The 16,773-nt window shown below is 65.8% G+C and carries 12 protein-coding genes and 1 pseudogene; 6 read left to right on the forward strand and 7 right to left on the reverse strand.

All coding sequences use genetic code 11. The features are described 5' to 3' along the window. Positions 1-388: 388 nt before the first annotated feature. On the reverse strand, positions 389-1,549 hold the full coding sequence (locus tag C3B71_RS05985; RefSeq protein ID WP_108966785.1) for an ROK family transcriptional regulator: 1,161 nt from the start codon (positions 1,547-1,549) through the stop codon (positions 389-391). 143 nt (positions 1,550-1,692) lie between these two features. On the opposite strand from C3B71_RS05985, the gene C3B71_RS05990 reads away from it, so the two are divergent. From C3B71_RS05990 to C3B71_RS06005, 4 genes and pseudogenes are all read left to right on the forward strand, one after another. Beyond that, the gene (locus C3B71_RS05990; RefSeq protein WP_108966787.1) at positions 1,693-2,961 is read left to right on the forward strand and encodes an ABC transporter substrate-binding protein; all 1,269 of its coding nucleotides are present in this window, start codon (positions 1,693-1,695) and stop codon (positions 2,959-2,961) included. Positions 2,962-2,981: 20 nt separating this feature from the next. Continuing rightward, positions 2,982-3,917 carry a carbohydrate ABC transporter permease gene (locus tag C3B71_RS05995; protein WP_234416136.1) on the forward strand — a complete coding sequence of 312 codons (936 nt, stop codon included), beginning with the start codon at positions 2,982-2,984 and terminating at the stop codon, positions 3,915-3,917. Positions 3,918-3,923: 6 nt separating this feature from the next. After that, on the forward strand, positions 3,924-4,844 hold the full coding sequence (locus tag C3B71_RS06000) for a carbohydrate ABC transporter permease (protein ID WP_108966789.1): 921 nt from the start codon (positions 3,924-3,926) through the stop codon (positions 4,842-4,844). A 220-nt stretch (positions 4,845-5,064) separates the two neighbouring features. After that, positions 5,065-6,905: pseudogene (locus C3B71_RS06005) on the forward strand (alpha-glucosidase). A gap of 134 nt (positions 6,906-7,039) precedes the next feature. On the opposite strand, the gene C3B71_RS06010 reads toward C3B71_RS06005, so the two are convergent. From C3B71_RS06010 to C3B71_RS06030, 5 genes are all read right to left on the reverse strand, one after another. After that, complete coding sequence (locus tag C3B71_RS06010) at positions 7,040-7,819, reverse strand: CPBP family intramembrane glutamic endopeptidase (protein ID WP_108966793.1); 780 nt, start codon at positions 7,817-7,819, stop codon at positions 7,040-7,042. Between the two features lie 16 nt (positions 7,820-7,835). Continuing rightward, positions 7,836-9,155 carry a chloride channel protein gene (locus tag C3B71_RS06015; RefSeq protein ID WP_396027137.1) on the reverse strand — a complete coding sequence of 440 codons (1,320 nt, stop codon included), beginning with the start codon at positions 9,153-9,155 and terminating at the stop codon, positions 7,836-7,838. A gap of 108 nt (positions 9,156-9,263) precedes the next feature. Then, positions 9,264-10,142: a carbohydrate ABC transporter permease gene (locus C3B71_RS06020; protein ID WP_108966795.1), complete on the reverse strand. Its 879-nt coding sequence runs from the start codon at positions 10,140-10,142 to the stop codon at positions 9,264-9,266. Then, positions 10,139-10,867 carry a carbohydrate ABC transporter permease gene (locus C3B71_RS06025; RefSeq protein WP_199912586.1) on the reverse strand — a complete coding sequence of 243 codons (729 nt, stop codon included), beginning with the start codon at positions 10,865-10,867 and terminating at the stop codon, positions 10,139-10,141. Before C3B71_RS06025 ends, C3B71_RS06020 begins: the two co-directional genes overlap by 4 nt. 181 nt (positions 10,868-11,048) lie before the next feature. Then, positions 11,049-12,383, reverse strand: a complete 1,335-nt coding sequence (locus C3B71_RS06030; RefSeq protein ID WP_073326985.1) for an extracellular solute-binding protein — start codon at positions 12,381-12,383, stop codon at positions 11,049-11,051. A gap of 129 nt (positions 12,384-12,512) precedes the next feature. Between C3B71_RS06030 and C3B71_RS06035 the strand changes: the two genes are divergently transcribed. Further along, entirely contained in the window at positions 12,513-15,281 is a 2,769-nt protein-coding gene (locus tag C3B71_RS06035) for a GH92 family glycosyl hydrolase (RefSeq protein ID WP_234416137.1), read from the forward strand. Beyond that, positions 15,278-15,664, forward strand: coding sequence for a hypothetical protein (locus C3B71_RS06040; RefSeq protein WP_108966799.1), 387 nt, complete (start codon positions 15,278-15,280; stop codon positions 15,662-15,664). The genes C3B71_RS06035 and C3B71_RS06040 overlap by 4 nt, the downstream gene beginning before the upstream one ends. A gap of 13 nt (positions 15,665-15,677) precedes the next feature. On the opposite strand, the gene C3B71_RS06045 is transcribed toward C3B71_RS06040, so the two are convergent. Further along, positions 15,678-16,748: a LacI family DNA-binding transcriptional regulator gene (locus C3B71_RS06045; protein WP_073326980.1), complete on the reverse strand. Its 1,071-nt coding sequence runs from the start codon at positions 16,746-16,748 to the stop codon at positions 15,678-15,680. Between the last annotated feature and the right edge of the window lie 25 nt (positions 16,749-16,773).

A 16,773-nucleotide genomic window follows, 5' to 3' on the forward strand; every position in this document is an offset into this window, starting at 1 on the left:
CCAGGGCAGCAGCGCTCACCCCCACACCCACGAAACAGACAAGCCCGTTTGAGGTCGCCCGCATCCACGTTGACCATGGCGTGCCGGAATCGGCCGCCGGCCGTGCTCGAGTCGGCTGCCGGCCGTGCTCGAGTCGGCTGCCGGCCGTGCTCGAGTCAGCCGCCGGCATCCCGCGTCCGAGTCGGCTGCCGACATACCCATGCCCGGAACCGGGGACGTCTGCAACGCCACTTCGGGGTTAACAACGCCGGTTAACCGTCTGCTGAAGGGCTCCGAGGTATACAGCAGACCGTTAAGTAGCGTTGTTAACGTCTAACCCGCGTAGCAGACGCTCTTGCCCGCCACACCCCCAGACACGAAGGGCCCGTTTTGGGGCGGTCGGCCGCGTTTACAACTGCCCCAGGACTCGGGCACGCAGGGCCAGGGCGGCAGCGCCGGTGGCCCATTCGGCCCGGTCGTGCTCGCGCACGACCACGTCGAGCGGAGTCGCGCTGGCACGGCGCACCGCGGCGATCCCCTGCTGCACCTCGTCCTCGAAGAGCGTGGCGATGGCGGCGCGCTCGCCCGCAACCACCACGACCTCGGGCAGGGTGAACGCCGCGGCCATGCCCAGCAAACGCCCGAGCCTGCGCGCGTAGGAAGCGCATAGAGACACGGCTTCGCCGTCACCCGCGGTCGCCAGCTCGACGACGTCCGCCGCCGCCAGCCAGTCGTGGCCGCGCTGTACCCAGGTGCGTTCGATCGCCTCATTGGTCAGGCAGTCCATCGCCGCTGCGGCGCTGGCCGGCCGAGCGCCGTCGGGCACCGGCACCGTGCCCAGTAGACCCATCTCGGCGTCGGCGTTGGTCACGACCTGGCCGTCCACTACCAGTCCATGGCCGACGCCCGCACCGACCGTGAGTAGGCTGAAGCGGCCGTGTTCCCGTCCCACTCCGAACCAGGCCTCCCGCAGCGTCAGTGCGGTCAGGTCGTTGCCGATAATGGTCGGCACGCCCAGCCGGGCCTCAACGAAATCGGCCAGGGGAACTCGGTGCCAGCCGTAGAACACGGCCTCGTCCACCGTGCGCCCGTCGCGCGCTGTGCCGCCCAGGCTGATCCCCAGGCAGGAGGGTGGCGGGGCGTCCGCGGCGCCACCGGCGAGATCGGTGAGCGCGGCGGCCAACTCGGTGACGATCTCTGCGGGGGAGTGGCCCGTAAGCGGGCGGCGCACAGTGGCGAGCACGCCCAGGCGCAGGTCGGTCAGGACCGCGGTCAGCAAGTTCGTTGACAGGCCAACCCCCACGACGGACTCGGCGTCGGCGCGTACCTCAAGCGGGGACTGCGGCCGCCCGGTGTCGGCCACCTGCAGTGTGTGCGTGGTGAGAAGTCCGGCCTCTACCAGCGGTGTCGTCAGTCGGGTGACCGAACCGGGGGAGATGTCGACGATGCGCATGATCTCGGGGCGCAGTAGTCGCCCGTAACGCAGTAGGGCCAGCACGATCTCGCGCTGGGTGTCGCTGAGAGCGGTCCAAAGCGATGTGGGCCCGGCCGGGGCGCTTGAGTCGGCCATGACCCCATCATGCCCGACTCGGGGGCGACACCTGTGCGCGTGGGCTTGCGCACGGGTTTCTTCTGGTGCAGAATAATCTTTGTTGCCGCCGACCGGTGGCATTCCCACCCCCCCAACCTCAGCAAGGATGCACGGAGGTACCCATGAGAGCACTGAGCAGGCGCTCCTTCCTCGCCGGCACGGCGACGGCGGCGGCGCTCGCGGCCACGGGCGGAACCCTCGCCGGCTGCTCGTCCGGAGACGGCAAGGTTCACCTGGAGCTGTTCCAGTTCAAGAGCGAGGCCATCACCCTGTTCGATCAGATCTGTGAGGACTTCAATGCCGCCAACCCGGACATCGTCGTCACTCAGAACTTCCAGGCCGACAACATCACCTCGTTGCGCGCCCGCCTGGTCAAGGGCGACACCCCGGACCTGATCACCATCAACGGCGACTACAACTACGGTGCCCTGGCCGACACGGGCATCTTCTACGACTTCAACCGCACCGACCTGCTCGACGGCGTGAACCCGTCCATCGCCTCCATCCTGGACACGCTCGGCACCGGTGGTGAGGGCCAGACCAATGGCGTCGCCTTCGCCGACAACGGCTCGGGCATCATCTACAACAGGGACGTCTTCGATGCCACCGGCCTCGAGCCGCCGACCACCTGGGACGAGCTCATCGAAGTCTGTGACGAGTTCACCGCCCAGGGGATTGATCCCTTCTACTGGGCCATCAAGGACAACTGGACCGGCGCACCCGCCTTTAACTCCCTGTCCGGTTCCTTCCTCGCCGACGGCGTCGCCGCCTGGTACGACCAGCGCCGCGACCTCGACTCGGGCACCTCCTTCGCCGAGCTCAGCCCGGTGTTCGAGAAGATGTACCAGGCGATCCAGTACGGCAACGCAGACAAGGCCGCCCTGGGCTACAACGACGGCAACCAGGGCTTCGCGCAGGGCAAGGCGGCCATGTACTGGCACGGCACCTACGCCATCCCCGCCATCCGCTCCTACAACCCGGACATCAACCTGGGGACCTTCGCCGCTCCCGCCGACAACGCGGCCGACACCAAGGTCGTCTCCGGCGTCGACGTGGCTTTGACCATGGGCGAGAACCCGGCCCACCTGGAGGAGAACCTGCGCTTCTTCCAGTACCTGATGGATGAGGCGAACATGACCGCCTACTGCGACGAGCAGGTCGCCTACCCGACCCTGACGACGCTGTCCGCCCAGGATCCCGCCCTGGAGGGGCTCCAGCCCTACTTCGACGCCGGGCGCGTGGCCACCTACTCCGACCACAACTTCCCGCCGGCCATCACCCTGAACGCCTACATACAGCAGTACCTGTTCAACGGCGACCTGGACCAGCTGATCTCCACGCTGGACGCCCAGTGGAACAAGGTCGTCCGCCGCATTAACGAGACGGCCTGAGGCAGGAGGACCGAACCACCATGACCACGCAAACCGCCACTGCGCCGCGGGCCGGCGACTCGCAGGCCGTATCCCACAAGATTCAGGACAACAAGGCCAAGAAGGTCGACCCGGCCTTCATCTGGATGCTCGTCCCCGCGGCCCTCGTCTTCACCGTGTTGCTGACGATCCCGCTGCTGACGGGCGTCTTCTACACCTTCACCAACTTCAAGGGCTACGGCGACTGGCACTTCGTCGGCTTGACCAACTACAAGAACCTGTTCTCCGATGACATCATCTGGGGCTCGTACCTGTTCACCTTCAAGTACTCGATCGTCGCCTCCATCCTGACCAACATCATCGCCCTGGGGCTAGCCCTCATCCTCAACTCCAAGATGAAGGCCCGCACCTTCTTCCGCGGCGTGTTCTTCGTGCCCTACATCCTGCCGGTGCTGGTGGTCTCCTACATCTTCAGCTACCTGTTCACCAACAACCTGCCCCAGATCGGGCAGGCGCTGGGCTGGGAGTGGCTGAGCACCTCGCTGCTGGCCAACGAGGACCTGGCCTGGCTCGCGATCGTCGTCGTCGGCGTGTGGCAGGCGGTCGCCTACAACACGATCATCTACCTGGCCGGCCTGCAGACCGTGCCCGATGAGATCTACGAGGCCTCCGCCATCGACGGCGCCGGCCCGGTGCGGCGGCTGTGGTCCATGACCCTGCCGCTGATCATCCCCTACCTGGGCATCAACATGGTGCTTTCCTTCAAGAACTTCCTGGGCGTCTTCGACCAGATCGTCGCCCTGACCTCCGGCGGCCCGGGCACCGCCACGCAGTCCATCTCCTACCTCATCTTCAAGAACGGCTTCCAGGGCGGCGAATACGCCTACCAGACGGCGAACGGCGTCATCTACTTCCTCATCGTGGTGCTGCTGTCCTTCGCCCAGCTGCGCTTCACCCAGAGCCAGGAAAGGGTCTGATCCGCCATGACCGCCACAACCGCCAACATTGACAACTCCGGCTCCGCTGAGAGCCGCCTTGGCACCGCCGATCCCGAGGTCTACCGGGTTCGCAGACGCTCCAAGGGCGTCTTCGGTCGCACCAACTGGTGGACCACCCTGCTGGCGATCGTGCTCAGCCTGACCGTGCTGGTGCCCCTCTACTTCACCGTGGTCACCGCCTTCAAGACGCCCGAGGAACTGGCCACCTCCGGCTGGGCACTGCCCCGGTCCTGGAGCCTGGACAACTTCGCCACCGCCTGGGAGATGACCTCCTACCCTCGGCGGGTGCTGACTTCCGCCATCATCACCGTCGGCGCCACGGTGTTCACGCTGCTGTCCAACTCCATGGTCGCCTATGCGCTGGGCCGCAACATGCACCGCCCCTGGTTCCGCCGCCTGTACTACTACTTCGTGGCGGCCCTGTTCGTGCCGTTCCCGATCATCATGCTGCCGGTTGTCAAGGAGACCGCTCTGCTGCACCTGGACAACGAGGCCGGCTTGATCCTGCTGTACGTGGTCTACGGTCTGGCCTTCAACATCCTGATGTACACCTCCTTCATCAAGTCCATTCCGGAGGAGCTGGAGGAAGCGGCCGCCATGGACGGTGCCAGCCGCTGGACTATCTTCTGGCGGATCATCTTCCCGCTGCTGTCGCCCATGAACGCCACCGTCGGGATCCTGACCTGCCTGTGGGCCTGGAACGACTTCCTGCTCCCACTGGTGATCCTGACCGACCAGTCCAAGGCGACCCTGCCGCTGGCCCAGTACGTCTTCCAGGGACAGTTCAACACGAACTATCCGGTGTCCTTCGCCTCCTACCTGATGGCGATCGCCCCGATGTTCCTCGTCTACGTGATCGCTCAGCGCTGGGTCATCTCCGGCGTCATGCGCGGTAGCCAGAAGTGAGTCGGCCGTCCGGTCGGGGCAGCCGTGCCTCGACCGGACGGTTTACCGCTCCACCACTTTGACGTAGGCTGGCTCCAACACCACCAGACCGGCACCAGTGACACACCTTAACCGGTACGAGTAACGGCTAGGACCGGTCAAGACGGTACTCGGGGGTAGAGGGATACCGTCGTCCCATGCCCCCGGGCCTCGATATTGTCCAGCCCGGAAGGTTTTCGCCATGACCCAGCCGTCGTTCGTTGTCAGCGCCCATCACGTCGGAGACGACGCCGACTGGTGGCGCCGCGCCGTCGTCTACCAGATCTACCCGCGCTCCTTCCAGGACACCGACGGTGACGGCTACGGCGACATTCCCGGCATCACCGCCCGCCTGGATCACCTGGACGCCCTCGGCGTCGACGTCGTCTGGCTCAGCCCCGTCTACCGCTCCCCGCAGGACGACAACGGCTACGACATCTCCGACTACGAGGACATCGACCCGATGTTCGGCTCGCTGGCGGACCTCGACGCCCTGATCGCGGGGCTACACGCGCGCGGCATGCGCCTGGTGATGGATCTGGTGGTCAACCACACCTCCGACGAGCACCCCTGGTTCGCCGCCTCCCGCAGTGCGAAGGACAGCCCTAAGCGGGACTGGTACATCTGGCGGCCCGCCCGGGTGGTCCCCGGCCGGCAGCCGGGGGAACCGGGCACCGAGCCCACCAACTGGGGATCCTTCTTCTCCGGCCCCGCCTGGCAGTGGGATGAGGACACGCAGGAGTTCTACCTGCACCTGTTCTCCACCAAGCAACCCGACCTGAACTGGGAGAACCCGCAGGTGCGCCGCGCCGTCTACGACATGATGGGGCGCTGGCTCGACCGCGGGGTGGACGGCTTCCGCATGGATGTCATCAACCTGATCTCCAAGACCTACCCACTCGCCGACGGCCCCCGCCCGGACGGCGCCCTGTACGGCGACGGCGCGGCACTGGTCGCCAACGGGCCGCGCGTGCACGAGTTCCTGCACGAGATGAACCAGGCGGTCTTCGCCCCGCGCAGCCGACACATCATCACCGTCGGCGAGACCCCCGGTGTCACCACCGCCGAAGCCTCCCGCTTCACCGATCCCGCGAGCGCCGAGGTGGATATGGTCTTCCAGTTCGAGCACGTTGGCCTGACCGACGGCCCCGGCGGCAAATTCGACCCGCAGCCGCTGGACCGCGTGGCCCTCAAGCGCAACCTCGCCGGCTGGCAGGCCGCTCTCGCCCCCGACGTCGACGCCACCGGCCGCATCACCCGCGAGCGCGGCTGGAACTCCAACTACTGGGACAACCACGACCAGCCGCGCGCCGTCTCCCGCTTCGGCGACGACGACCCCGCCTGGCGGGAGACGAGCGCGAAGACCATCGCCTCCATCCTGCACCTGCACCGCGGCACCCCCTACGTCTACCAGGGGGAGGAACTCGGCCAGACCAACACCGTCTTCCACGGCATCGACTCCTACCGGGACCTGGAGTCCATCAACTACTTCCACGAGCGCACCGGCGTCGGCGACGACCCGGCCGCCCTGCTGGCCGGCCTGGCCGTCAACTCGCGCGACAATGCTCGCACCCCGGTGCAGTGGGACGCGACCGCAAACGCCGGCTTCACCGCCGCCACCCCCTGGATCGACGTCGCCCCCAACTACACGGAGATCAACGCCGCCGCCCAGGTGGGCGTGCCCGGCAGCGTCTTCGAGCACTACCGGGCGCTGATCGCCCTGCGCCACCATGACGACGCCGTCGCCCTGGGTACCTTCCGGCTCCTGGATGCCGACGCCGCCGACTCGTGGACGTTGCTGCGCGAGTACGTGGGGGCCGACGGCGAACGTAAGCAGATCCTGCTGATCGCCTCGTGCACGCGTGCCGGGCTGGAGACCGGGCCCGGTTCCGCCCTGCGTGGTCGACTGGCGGCCGAGGGGCTGGACCTGGGGAGTGGGAGGATGCCGAGCGCGTGCTCATGGCCTCCCTGCCGGCCGATGCGGCCCTGGGCGTGCCCGACCTGGACGGCTGGGACTCCGTGATTCTGCGCCGTCGGATCTGAGAACTGTCCGAATCCGGGACAAACGATCCAGTCTTGCCGATCTCCGGTCTCGGGATCGTTGGAATCATGCGGTTTCTGGATTCGGTCCGGGTCTCACCGGCGGCGTTTGTCCCGAACTCGGACAGTAAGCGGGCTTACGAGGCGTTCCCGTGGGCGGGGTTCGGCGTTCGACTCAGCCACCACACGAGCAGTGCGGCCGCGGCCAGCTGGGCGGAGGTGATGAGCACGGTGGGCGCATCGGGCGCGGCCCAGGACTGTTCCCGCGGAGCCAGTGCGTCGAGGAACACTCCGACCGCGTTCGAGCCCATGTGCATACCCAGGCCGAAGAACAAGGACCGCAGTCGTACCACCGACCAGCCGGCTACCAGACCGAAGACCAGCTTGTCAGGAACCTCGACCGCGTATGCCGATGCGGTCAGCCCGGAATCCAGCCAGGTGGGCAGGTGCCAGGCCACGAACGCCAGGGCGGTGGCGGATATGGCCAACGGCGCGCCCCAGCGCCGGAGCAGTGGATCCAGAAGGACGCGGCGCAGGGCAACCTCCTCGGGAATCGCATTCAGGCAGCAGCCGACAAGCACCGCCATGCCGACAGCGCTCACTAGCTGGGCCGGTGTGGAAGCGGTTACGGCTGTTACGTAGCCGGGCTCCTCCTGCGCGCGCAGGAGGAGCCCACCAATGACCGGTGCGGCGGCGCCGACTGCGAGCAGGGCCCACGTTCTCGATCTCCCGTCCGAGTACATGAGATCGCGCCACGGTCGCTGCTCCGCCAGACGCCAGTAGCACAGCGCGCACAGGTAGAACGCCAGGAGCAGCAACCGCCACGGGCCTCCGCTCAGCGCCAAGAGGATGGCCGTCACGGGGGCGGCGATGAGCAGGGTCAGTAGGAGGAAGGTGGCTTGCGGGCGAGTGGACATGGCGAGGACTCTCGGTTCAGGAACTTGCTGGGCCTCCCCGGCGTCGAGGTCGAATGTGTCTGCCCAGCCCCAGAGGCGAGGTCAGCCACCAGCAGCATACGGAGACCACCGCCATCAGGGCCAGCACCCAAAGCGGCCCGCGGGCGAGCTCCCACACGAACACCGTGCCGAACACGGGCGCTCGCTGCGTGATCGACAGCACGGCGCCGGCGCCGACGAGTGCCAGCACCGGAATGCTCACCTGCCAGCCGGCCAGGTTCGCGGCGACCGCCACCGCCGCGCCCGCACTGCCGCCCAGGGCGAAGGACGGAGCCAGCAGCCCGCCGGTGGCGCCCGCCCCCAGCGTGATCCCGGTCAACAGCGGCTTGAGTACGACGACGCCGAGCAGGCTTGCCAGGGCGGCTGCGGTGGCGGGGGAGACCAGTGCCGCCTCCAGGGCGTCGCGGCCGTTGCCGGGCAGCACCGGCAGCCACAGGGAGGCCGCCCCCGTAAGCAGCCCGGCAGCCCCGATGCCCAGCGGCAGCGCCCAGGTGTCCGGCAGTCGGTGATCCTTGAACCGCCTCCACAACGACCGTGCGCCCACACCCAACAGCGTGGCCAGCCCCGCGACCGGCAACGCCGCCACCAGTGTCGCGGTGTCGGGCGCGCCCATGGTCACCTGAAAGGTGGGTCGCCCGCCCGAGTGCAGCCAGGAGACCACCGTGGCGATCAGGCTCACCGGCACGGCCAGCCAGAGGCCGCGGCGACGCATGCCCGCCAGCATGGTGATCTCGACGGCGAAGGCGGCCCCGCCCAGGGGTGCGTTGTACATGGCCGCCAGGCCCGCGCCTGCGGCCGCGGCCACCAGGGTGCGGGCTGTGCGCGGCTGCAGGCCGAGTCGTGAGGAGACTCGGGCGGCGACGGCTCCGGCCATGAGGCGAGGTGCGCCCTCGCGGCCCACAGAGTTGCCGGCGCCCACCGTGAGCACCTGGAGCACGCCGTCGGCGAAGGGGCGCAGCAGACCCATGTGGCGCCCGGTCCGGCCGGAGACGTCCCCGACCGCCGCTTCCACGCCGACGACGCCGCCGGTGGATCGCTCCCACCACCACAGGGCGCCGGCGGCCAGCCCGCCGACAGCCGGTGCGGCGATCCGCCTCCAGGCGGCGGCCGCCTGCACGCGCTGGGGGAGCGTGCCCTCGCCGACCCCGTAGAAGAGCCATTCGAAGCCCTCCAGCAGGAAGGCCATGGCGATGCCTATCAGGCCCGCCGCCACGCCGGAGACGAGTGCGGCCGCCAGCAGGCGCGCGCAGGTGTGGGACGGCACGGCGGGCGAGTGTGAGGAAGCACCTGAGGTCACCGGATGACCCTACCTACCGGCGGTCGACGACCGCCGGTAGGTGAGGATGTGCCGCCAGGGGAGCTTTTCGGTGCGTGAACGCTATGGGCCGGCCCCGTTCGTCGTCACCTATTTCCCCGCCCCAGCGGTGATTCCCCGTACCAGAGAGCTTTGCAGCAGTAGATACACTATGAGACTCGGTACTAGTGCGAGTACCGATCCTGCCGCGAGTAGGCCCGTGGACCCCGATGGATCATCCCGTAGCAGGGCGATGGCAACGGTGATCGTGTATGAGCCTGGACCGTTGGAGGCGATTAGCGGAAGCAGATACTGGTTCCAGATCATAATGAATCCGAAGATGGTGATGACGCCCAGGGCGGGCTTGCACATTGGCAGAACGATCCTGCCCAGCACACCAATCTCGCTGAGCCCATCGAGCCTGGCTGCCTCGCAGATCTCCTCGGGGATGTCCCGCATGAACTCGGTCATCACCATGATTGAGAATCCCCAGATGCCCACCGGCAGGATGATCGCGAAGACGGTGCCTTTGAGATTGACCCCCAGCAACGGGAGATCACCCAGCACGATGGACAACGGGACCGCGATCACTTCCTCGGGCAACATCATGGTCATGAGGAACAGCATCATTACCAGTGCCTGCCCGCGGAACCTGCGCCGTGACAGTGCATAGCCGGCGAGTACCGACGCCGTCATCTGGAGCAGCAGTCCGCCGCCGGCGATGATCAGGGAGTTGCGTAGGTAGGTGTAAAGGTCCCATTCGCCGGCCGCGCGGAAGTTGTCCAACGTAGGGTCCGTAGGCAACACCGCGAGTTGAGTCGGATCAGAGGTGTGGCTGAAGGCACTGGATATGACCGTGAGGAACGGGACGCCGAAGACGGCCAGCAGCACCGCCGCGATCAGCACCCGGGTCACTCTGGAGCTTGGGCTCCTGGTCCAGCCCAGCGCCGAGTCGAACCGGCTGAGAGTCGGTTTATCAGTGCGTTTCATGAGTCCCTCCTACGCGCGGACAGCCAACGTACGATGATCGTGAGTGTCAGCGTCGTAACCAGCAGCAGAATGGACGCGGCGCTGGCAACACCCACGTCGCTACGGTCGAACCCCTGCGTGTACACCTGCGTCATCCATGTGGTGGTCGAATTGGCAGGGCCGCCGCCCGTCAGCACGTAGACCTCGGTGAAGATACCCAGTGCACGAATGGCAGCGAGCGTCAGAACGATGATCATCGAACTGCGCAGGCTGGGAATAACGATGCTCCACAAGCGCCGCCACCGTCCGGCACCATCGACTGCGGCGGCCTCGTAAAGGTCCCTGTCTATGCCCGCCAAGCCCGCGAGGAATATCACCATGTTGTACGGGGCGCCAGACCAAATACCCACTGCGGCAACTGACATCAGCGCCGTGCTCGGACTGTCCAGGAAGGTGGAGGGTCCGAGATGAAACCACCCCAGAACGGTGTTGAGGAAGCCGCCCGGATCCGGGAAGTAGATAATTCGCCAGATTTCACCGATGACGGCGGTCGCGGTCACTACCGGCAGGACGACAACGGTGCGCGTGAGCCACAAGCCGATGCCGGATCCCTCTAGAACGAGCGCGAGCAACAGGCCGCCTACGACGCTTCCCGTGGTCTGCACCAGTGCGAGGATGACGGTGTGTCCCAGAGCGGCGGTAAACCCGGAGGAACTGAGCACCTTGACATAGTTGTCCAGGCCCACCCAGGTATTGCCCAGGTAGGGGTCACCTTGTGAAAGCTGTAGTAGATCCCTTCTGCCAGCGGGATGAACTTGAACATGACGGCAAGCAGCAGCGCCGGCGCCAGTAGGAGCCACATGGTGACCGTGGTCGCCTTCGGTGTGGGCAGTCTCCTACGTGTGCTTGCATGAACGCTTGGAGCCGTCACAGCAACCCCAGCTCGTCAAAGACGTCTTCCAACTCGGTCTTGAGGTTCTCCAGTTCGTTCACCGGATCCTGCTCCGGGCTGGCGACGATGGTGTTGAGTGACTCGGCAATGACCTGCTTGATTGCCGAAGCATCTGCAACCGCGGGGAAGGCCTGGGACGAGTTCGCCAGGCTGTCCTGTACGACGCCCCAACGTTCGTCGTCGTAGATCGTGGCCGCATCCATATCGGAACGGACCGGAACTCGCACGACCGGCTGCTTACTGTTGGTCATGCACGTGGTCTGGCCCTCCTCGGAAATGAACCAGGAGATGACCTTATTGACGGCGTCCAGCTTCTCGGTGCCAGCAGACACATAGATGTTCTCGCCCTCGGCAAGGACTGTGCCGCCCTGTGGGCCGACAGGCGCCGGGGCGACGACGTAGAGGTCTTTTCCGGGTGCCTCGTCCATTGCCGAGAATTGGTAGGGGCCGGTAAGTGTATGGCCGACCTTGCCCTCGGCGAAGAAGGGGGTGGATACAGAGGTGTCGGCGGTCAGGGCGCCTGGCTGGACGCGCCCGCTGACGGCGAAGAGATCCTGGATCCAGCGAATCGCTGACACTGTAGCTTCTGAGGTGGTGTCCACGGTGAAGGTGCCGTCGCCATTGTCGGTCCATAGCGAGCCGCCGCCCTGCCAGATATAGCTCATAGCCCAGCGGGCCAGGTAGCCGTTCTTGGCGGTTCCGGCGACGTTGGTGCCGTAGGTGTTCGCCGAGCCGTCACCGTCGGGGTCCCCCGAGACGGCTGCGTCGAGAAAGGCCACGTACTCCTCCCAGGTGGTTGGGACCGAGAGGCCCAGTGTCTCCAGCCAGTCAGAGCGGAAACAGTCGACCATCGTTTGTCGGGAGTAGGGCACGGCGTAGGCGCCGCCATCGATCTGAGTCTCGGCCCAGCGGGCGTCGTCGATACCGGAGGCCTCGGCGTAGTCGCCGAGGGTGATCTCCCGGAGGAGGCCCTGACGCTGGTAGGTGCCCAGCAGTACGTCGTCATTGATCCACAGGTCCGGCAGGTTCTTGGACTGGGCGCGGCTTTGAAGCTCCTGGCCGAAGTTGTCCACCGTCGAGAAACTGACGGTGACTCCGGTTGCCTCCTCAAGCGCAGGGACGATTTCGGCGTAGGCATCGGCGGTCGTGGCGCCGCCACGCGCCCACATCTCGATGCTGTTGGCATCGGAGCCGCCGCCTGATGAACCCGCCCCCGATGATCCGCAGGCGGCCAGCAGGCCCGACACGGTTGCGAAGCCGCCGTAGGCGAGCACGGCGCGACGTGAGGGGCGGAAGAAGTGTGTCGACATTTAAGGCTCCTTTGCAGCTCAAACGACGGTGCGTCACGACACCTTGTACATCGAGGTAGTGCAGCGATGTAGTACCACGATGTACTATGAGTGTACATGCATGTCCCCCGGATGGAAAGAGACTTCACCATGTCGCCCTCAGCGCCGCCACAGGCCATCCGCTTCGCCGCGTCCCGTGGCCCGAGTGCGCCGCCGAGTTCAACGCCGCGTTGCGGGCTGTTCGAGGGGGAAGTGCGCGCTTACACGGTTGTTCGCCCCGGGGAGATCGGCATCGGCCTACCCGATCGGCCTGCTGTCGCGGGGGAGATTCTCGAGGTAGCCCTGTTCCCTCAGCTGCTCTTGCAGCACGATGGTGCGCCAGATAGGGCATCCACCCTGCTGGGTGTGGGTGCGGACGATGGACGGGGCGCACTCCGGCACCTGTGTGACGACAACGGGCACGATCTGACTGCCGTGCCCCCACCGCGTCCTGCGCACTTGGCTGCCACAACGCTGATCCCCGAGCAGTGGAATATCTGGCGAGTACCGCTCGACGCTCTTCCGTCCGGAACGCCGCTCAGCGCGGTGAGGCTGATCTCGTTCGCGGACCATGGTGCCGGTTGGATACAGGCGCGTGTAGTGGGCGGGGACTCTTCCACGCAGACGCGTAGAGCTCGGGACGTGGTCGACTACGTGCGTACCACCAGGGGAACTCATACAGGTCGTGGTTTCTCCCGTGGCAGCACCCTGCCGGCGGTCTGCCTGCCGCACGGCATGAACTTTGTTACTCCAGTGACCAACGCCCGCACCCGACGCTGGCTCTATCGCTGGCACGGGGATCCGAATCCACGCCTAGAAGCCGTCGCGTTGAGTCATCAGCCCAGTCCTTGGATCGGTGACCGCGGTTCCATGCAGATCATGCCCTACGTGCACGCCCCGGTGTTGGACCCGCAGCGTCGGGCACTACGTTTCAGCCATGAGGAGGAGATCGCCCATCCCGATTACTATCGGGTGCGCCTTGACGGCGGCATCGAGCTGGAGATGACAGCGACTGCCCGCACCGCGGCGGTCCGCATCTGTTTGCCGTGTGCCGGCGGGATCACCGTCGACCAGGCCTTCGACGGGCGCCTGCACACCAGTATCACCGATACGGGGGTTCTGCTGCATGGCTGGGCTCCTGGAAACGTTGTTCGTCCATCGCATCCCAGCCCACCACGCGTGTTCTTCGTCGGCGAGATCAATGGCGGAGGCGAGGTGATTCCGGCGTTTGAGGATGACGGTCACGTACGTAGCCAAGCTGCGCACGTTCCCCTGCCGGCGGGCACGCACGAGGTTCGCCTGGCCACCTCGTTCATTTCAGTGGAGCAGGCCTGGCACAACCTCAGTCTCGAGTCCGAGGGGCGCGCTTTCGAGGACCTGCGCCAAGCGGCTCACTCCGCCTGGGCGGAGCCGCTTGGCGCGCTCGAGTTGCCCGGGGCCACGGAGGAGCAACGCGAGACTGCCTATACAAGCCTGTACCGGCTCCTGTGCTACCCCAATGTCGCCCACGAGAACACCGGGAGTGAGCGCGTGCCCCGTATTGCGCACGCAGCAGTAGCTTTGCCGCTTGAGCGTGAACACACCGACACGGTCACCGGTTGCCGGGTGCTCCCCGGCGAGCTGTACGTCAACAACGGGTACTGGGATACCTACCGGACTAGTTGGCCCGCCTACCACCTGCTGATGCCGGGACTCGCTGGGAAGCTGCTTAACGGGATGCTGCAGCTGTTTCGAGATGGCGAGTGGATGGGGAGATGGGTCGCTCCCGGGTTCATCGACTGCATGGTGGGTACGGATTCCGATGTGATCTTCGCCGACGCCGCCGTACACGGCGTCGACTTCGACCAGGACGTGGCCTACCTGTCCGCACTGCGCAACGCCATGACGCCGCCGGCTCATACCGAGGTCGGCCGAGCCGGCAATCGGACGGCGCGCTTTCGCGATTGGGTGGACTCCTCCACTCCAGAGGCTCTGAGCTGGACGGTTCAAAATGCGATCGACGACGCTGCGATCGGGCGGTGGGCGAGCCGACTCGCCGACCGCGCCGATGGGGAAGCACGTTCAGATCTGCTCGCAGAGGCGTTCTATTTCATCAACCGCTCACTGCGTTGGCGCAACCTCTTCGATCCCGATTCCGGTTTCCTCCGTCAACGCCGCGATGACGGTATGTGGGAGGTGGCCCCGGCGAACTTCAACCCTCGTGAATGGGGCGGGGGATACACCGAAACGAATGGCTGGGGAATGGCCTTCTCCCCGGTTCACGACGCCGCCTGGCTGGCCAACGCCCTGGGCGGGCCCGCCGCACTGGGAAGAAAGCTTGATGACTACTTCCAAGATCCGGAGAAGGCGGCCGTATCCCAACGCGGGACTTACGGGCATATCCTCCACGAGATGACGGAGGCTCGGGCTATCGGCATGGGACAGTTCGCGGTCTCGAATCAGCCTGCCCACCATGTGCCCTTCATGTATCTGCACTCCGATCGGCCCGATCGAGCCGCTGAGGTCCTGACTGACGCTTTCGATTATCTATTCAACGGTGGACGCATCGGGCAGGGGTGGCCGGGAGACGAGGACAACGGCGAGTTCAGTGCCTGGTGGCTCCTTGTGGCCATGGGGTTGTACCCGCTCGACGTGGGTTCGGGGAAGTTTGTTGTCACCCCGCCGCAGCTGGCCGCTGTGCGCTGGACGCGCCGTGACGGCAGTGTCCTGTCAATAACCCGAGAGGGTGATGGCAAGTACATCGCAGGCGTCGAGGTCAACGGACACCCACTCACTGCTCCGGTAGTAGACGCCTCCACACTGCACGCCGACGTGCATGTCCTGGTTCGTGTTTGCTCCCAACCCCACAGTTGGGGCTTGGCGACCGCCGGTTGTCGATGACCAGCGACGAACACGAATATCAGCGGGACAAGGCGCACTCCGAGAACCTGCGTTCGACAGTGCCGGGGGCTGTTGCTCTCGTAGACGACTCTGCAGATACCGAGACCGTGCTGCCGCCCGACACGCGACTGGAGGTGGAGTTGGATCGTCCTGAGGCGGCACGGGTCGCCACTCTAACCGGAACCGGCAGCGTTGATGTGGAAATAGCCGTCCGTGAAGACGGGGCGTGGTCCGGGGCCGTCAAACGCCGGGTGGTATTTCGCTGGCCCGAGGAAACGCGGGTGATCGGGCTGCCTACGTCGCCGGCGGGGGTACATAACGTCGAGGCCGTCAGCTTGCGATTCCCAACCGGGGCCAGGCTGACTCAACTCGAAATCATTTGACGCTTCGCGACACTTAAACCGAACCGGTACCAGAATCGTCGAGGGTGTTGGCGTCCGCGGGTACTCCTCCGGTGGACTGCCGCACCTCGATATGGAAGGCGGGCTGGATAAGCTCCCTGGGTTGACGGGGCAGGGCGGGATCGCGATGGTGCTCGTCGATCCGCATCATCAACAGGCGGATGGCCTCTCTCGCGAACTCCCGGTGATCCACGGATAAGGACGTGAGGGTCGGGCTGGTGAAGGAAGCATCCTCAATGTTATCGATTCCCACCACCTTCACGGCGTCTGGCACTCGGATGTCATGCGCTCGGAAGCTGTGTAAGGCGCCAATTGCCAGGGCGTCATTCATCGCCACCACGGCGTCGAAGGGAATCCCCGAGTCGATAAAGGCATTCATTCTCTGGGTACCCTGAGGCAGGCGCCAGGTCGACTCCGAAAGCAACAGACGTTCATCGACCTCAAGACCCATCTCCGTATGAGCCGCGCGAAAACCGCGTTCACGCAGTGGAGCCGAGCCGTGGTCGGTACCCGGCGCGCAGCCCAGAAGCGCCACTCTGCGACAGCCCAGGCTGAGCACGTAGGCGGTCAGGGCATGCGCGGCGGCCACGTTCGGCAGAGTCACCCGGTCCAAATCAGGCGGATCGACGCGCTCGCCCAACAACACCAGCGGGAAGTCGACTTGGTACTGCTCCAAGTCTTCCGAGCCGAGGGCCTGAGGACTGAGAATAGTTCCGTCGGTGAAGTGTCGGTTGGGTCCGTGTAGGACGTCGATTTCGCGCTCGCGTTGGCCGTCCGTCTGCGTCACCAGTACGCGGCCCCCTCTGCGTTCGGCCGCGTGAATGACTTCCCCCGAGAGCTCCGCCAGGTAGGGGTCGCGCAGATCCGGCACCGCCAGCGTAACCATCCCAGTGCGACCGCGTCGCAGGCCCCGTGCCGCAAGATTGACCGTGTACCCCAGCTCCTGAATCGCCTTCTCCACACGCTCCTTGGTCTCGGGACGCAGATACCGGTATCCGTTGAGCACATTTGACACAGTCTTTGGCGAGACACCAGCGTGCCGCGCGACATCGGCGATTGTCACCATATCCGCATCATGCCCGAAGCCATAC

The sequence above is a fragment of the Actinomyces sp. Z16 genome (genome assembly GCF_003111765.1).
Lineage (GTDB): Bacteria > Actinomycetota > Actinomycetes > Actinomycetales > Actinomycetaceae > Actinomyces > Actinomyces glycerinitolerans.

Bases quoted from the DNA above. Each gene is read 5' to 3' on its own strand.
- C3B71_RS06010 (WP_108966793.1), bottom strand. From the start codon at position 7,819: ATGTCCACTCGCCCGCAAGCCACCTTCCTCCTACTGACCCTGCTCATC.
- C3B71_RS06040 (WP_108966799.1), top strand. From the start codon at position 15,278: ATGACCAGCGACGAACACGAATATCAGCGGGACAAGGCGCACTCCGAG.
- C3B71_RS06000 (WP_108966789.1), top strand. From the start codon at position 3,924: ATGACCGCCACAACCGCCAACATTGACAACTCCGGCTCCGCTGAGAGC.
- C3B71_RS06020 (WP_108966795.1), bottom strand. From the start codon at position 10,142: ATGAAACGCACTGATAAACCGACTCTCAGCCGGTTCGACTCGGCGCTG.
- C3B71_RS06035 (WP_234416137.1), top strand. From the start codon at position 12,513: ATGTCGCCCTCAGCGCCGCCACAGGCCATCCGCTTCGCCGCGTCCCGT.
- C3B71_RS06030 (WP_073326985.1), bottom strand. From the start codon at position 12,383: ATGTCGACACACTTCTTCCGCCCCTCACGTCGCGCCGTGCTCGCCTAC.
- C3B71_RS05985 (WP_108966785.1), bottom strand. From the start codon at position 1,549: ATGGCCGACTCAAGCGCCCCGGCCGGGCCCACATCGCTTTGGACCGCT.
- C3B71_RS06045 (WP_073326980.1), bottom strand. From the start codon at position 16,748: ATGGTGACAATCGCCGATGTCGCGCGGCACGCTGGTGTCTCGCCAAAG.
- C3B71_RS05995 (WP_234416136.1), top strand. From the start codon at position 2,982: ATGACCACGCAAACCGCCACTGCGCCGCGGGCCGGCGACTCGCAGGCC.
- C3B71_RS05990 (WP_108966787.1), top strand. From the start codon at position 1,693: ATGAGAGCACTGAGCAGGCGCTCCTTCCTCGCCGGCACGGCGACGGCG.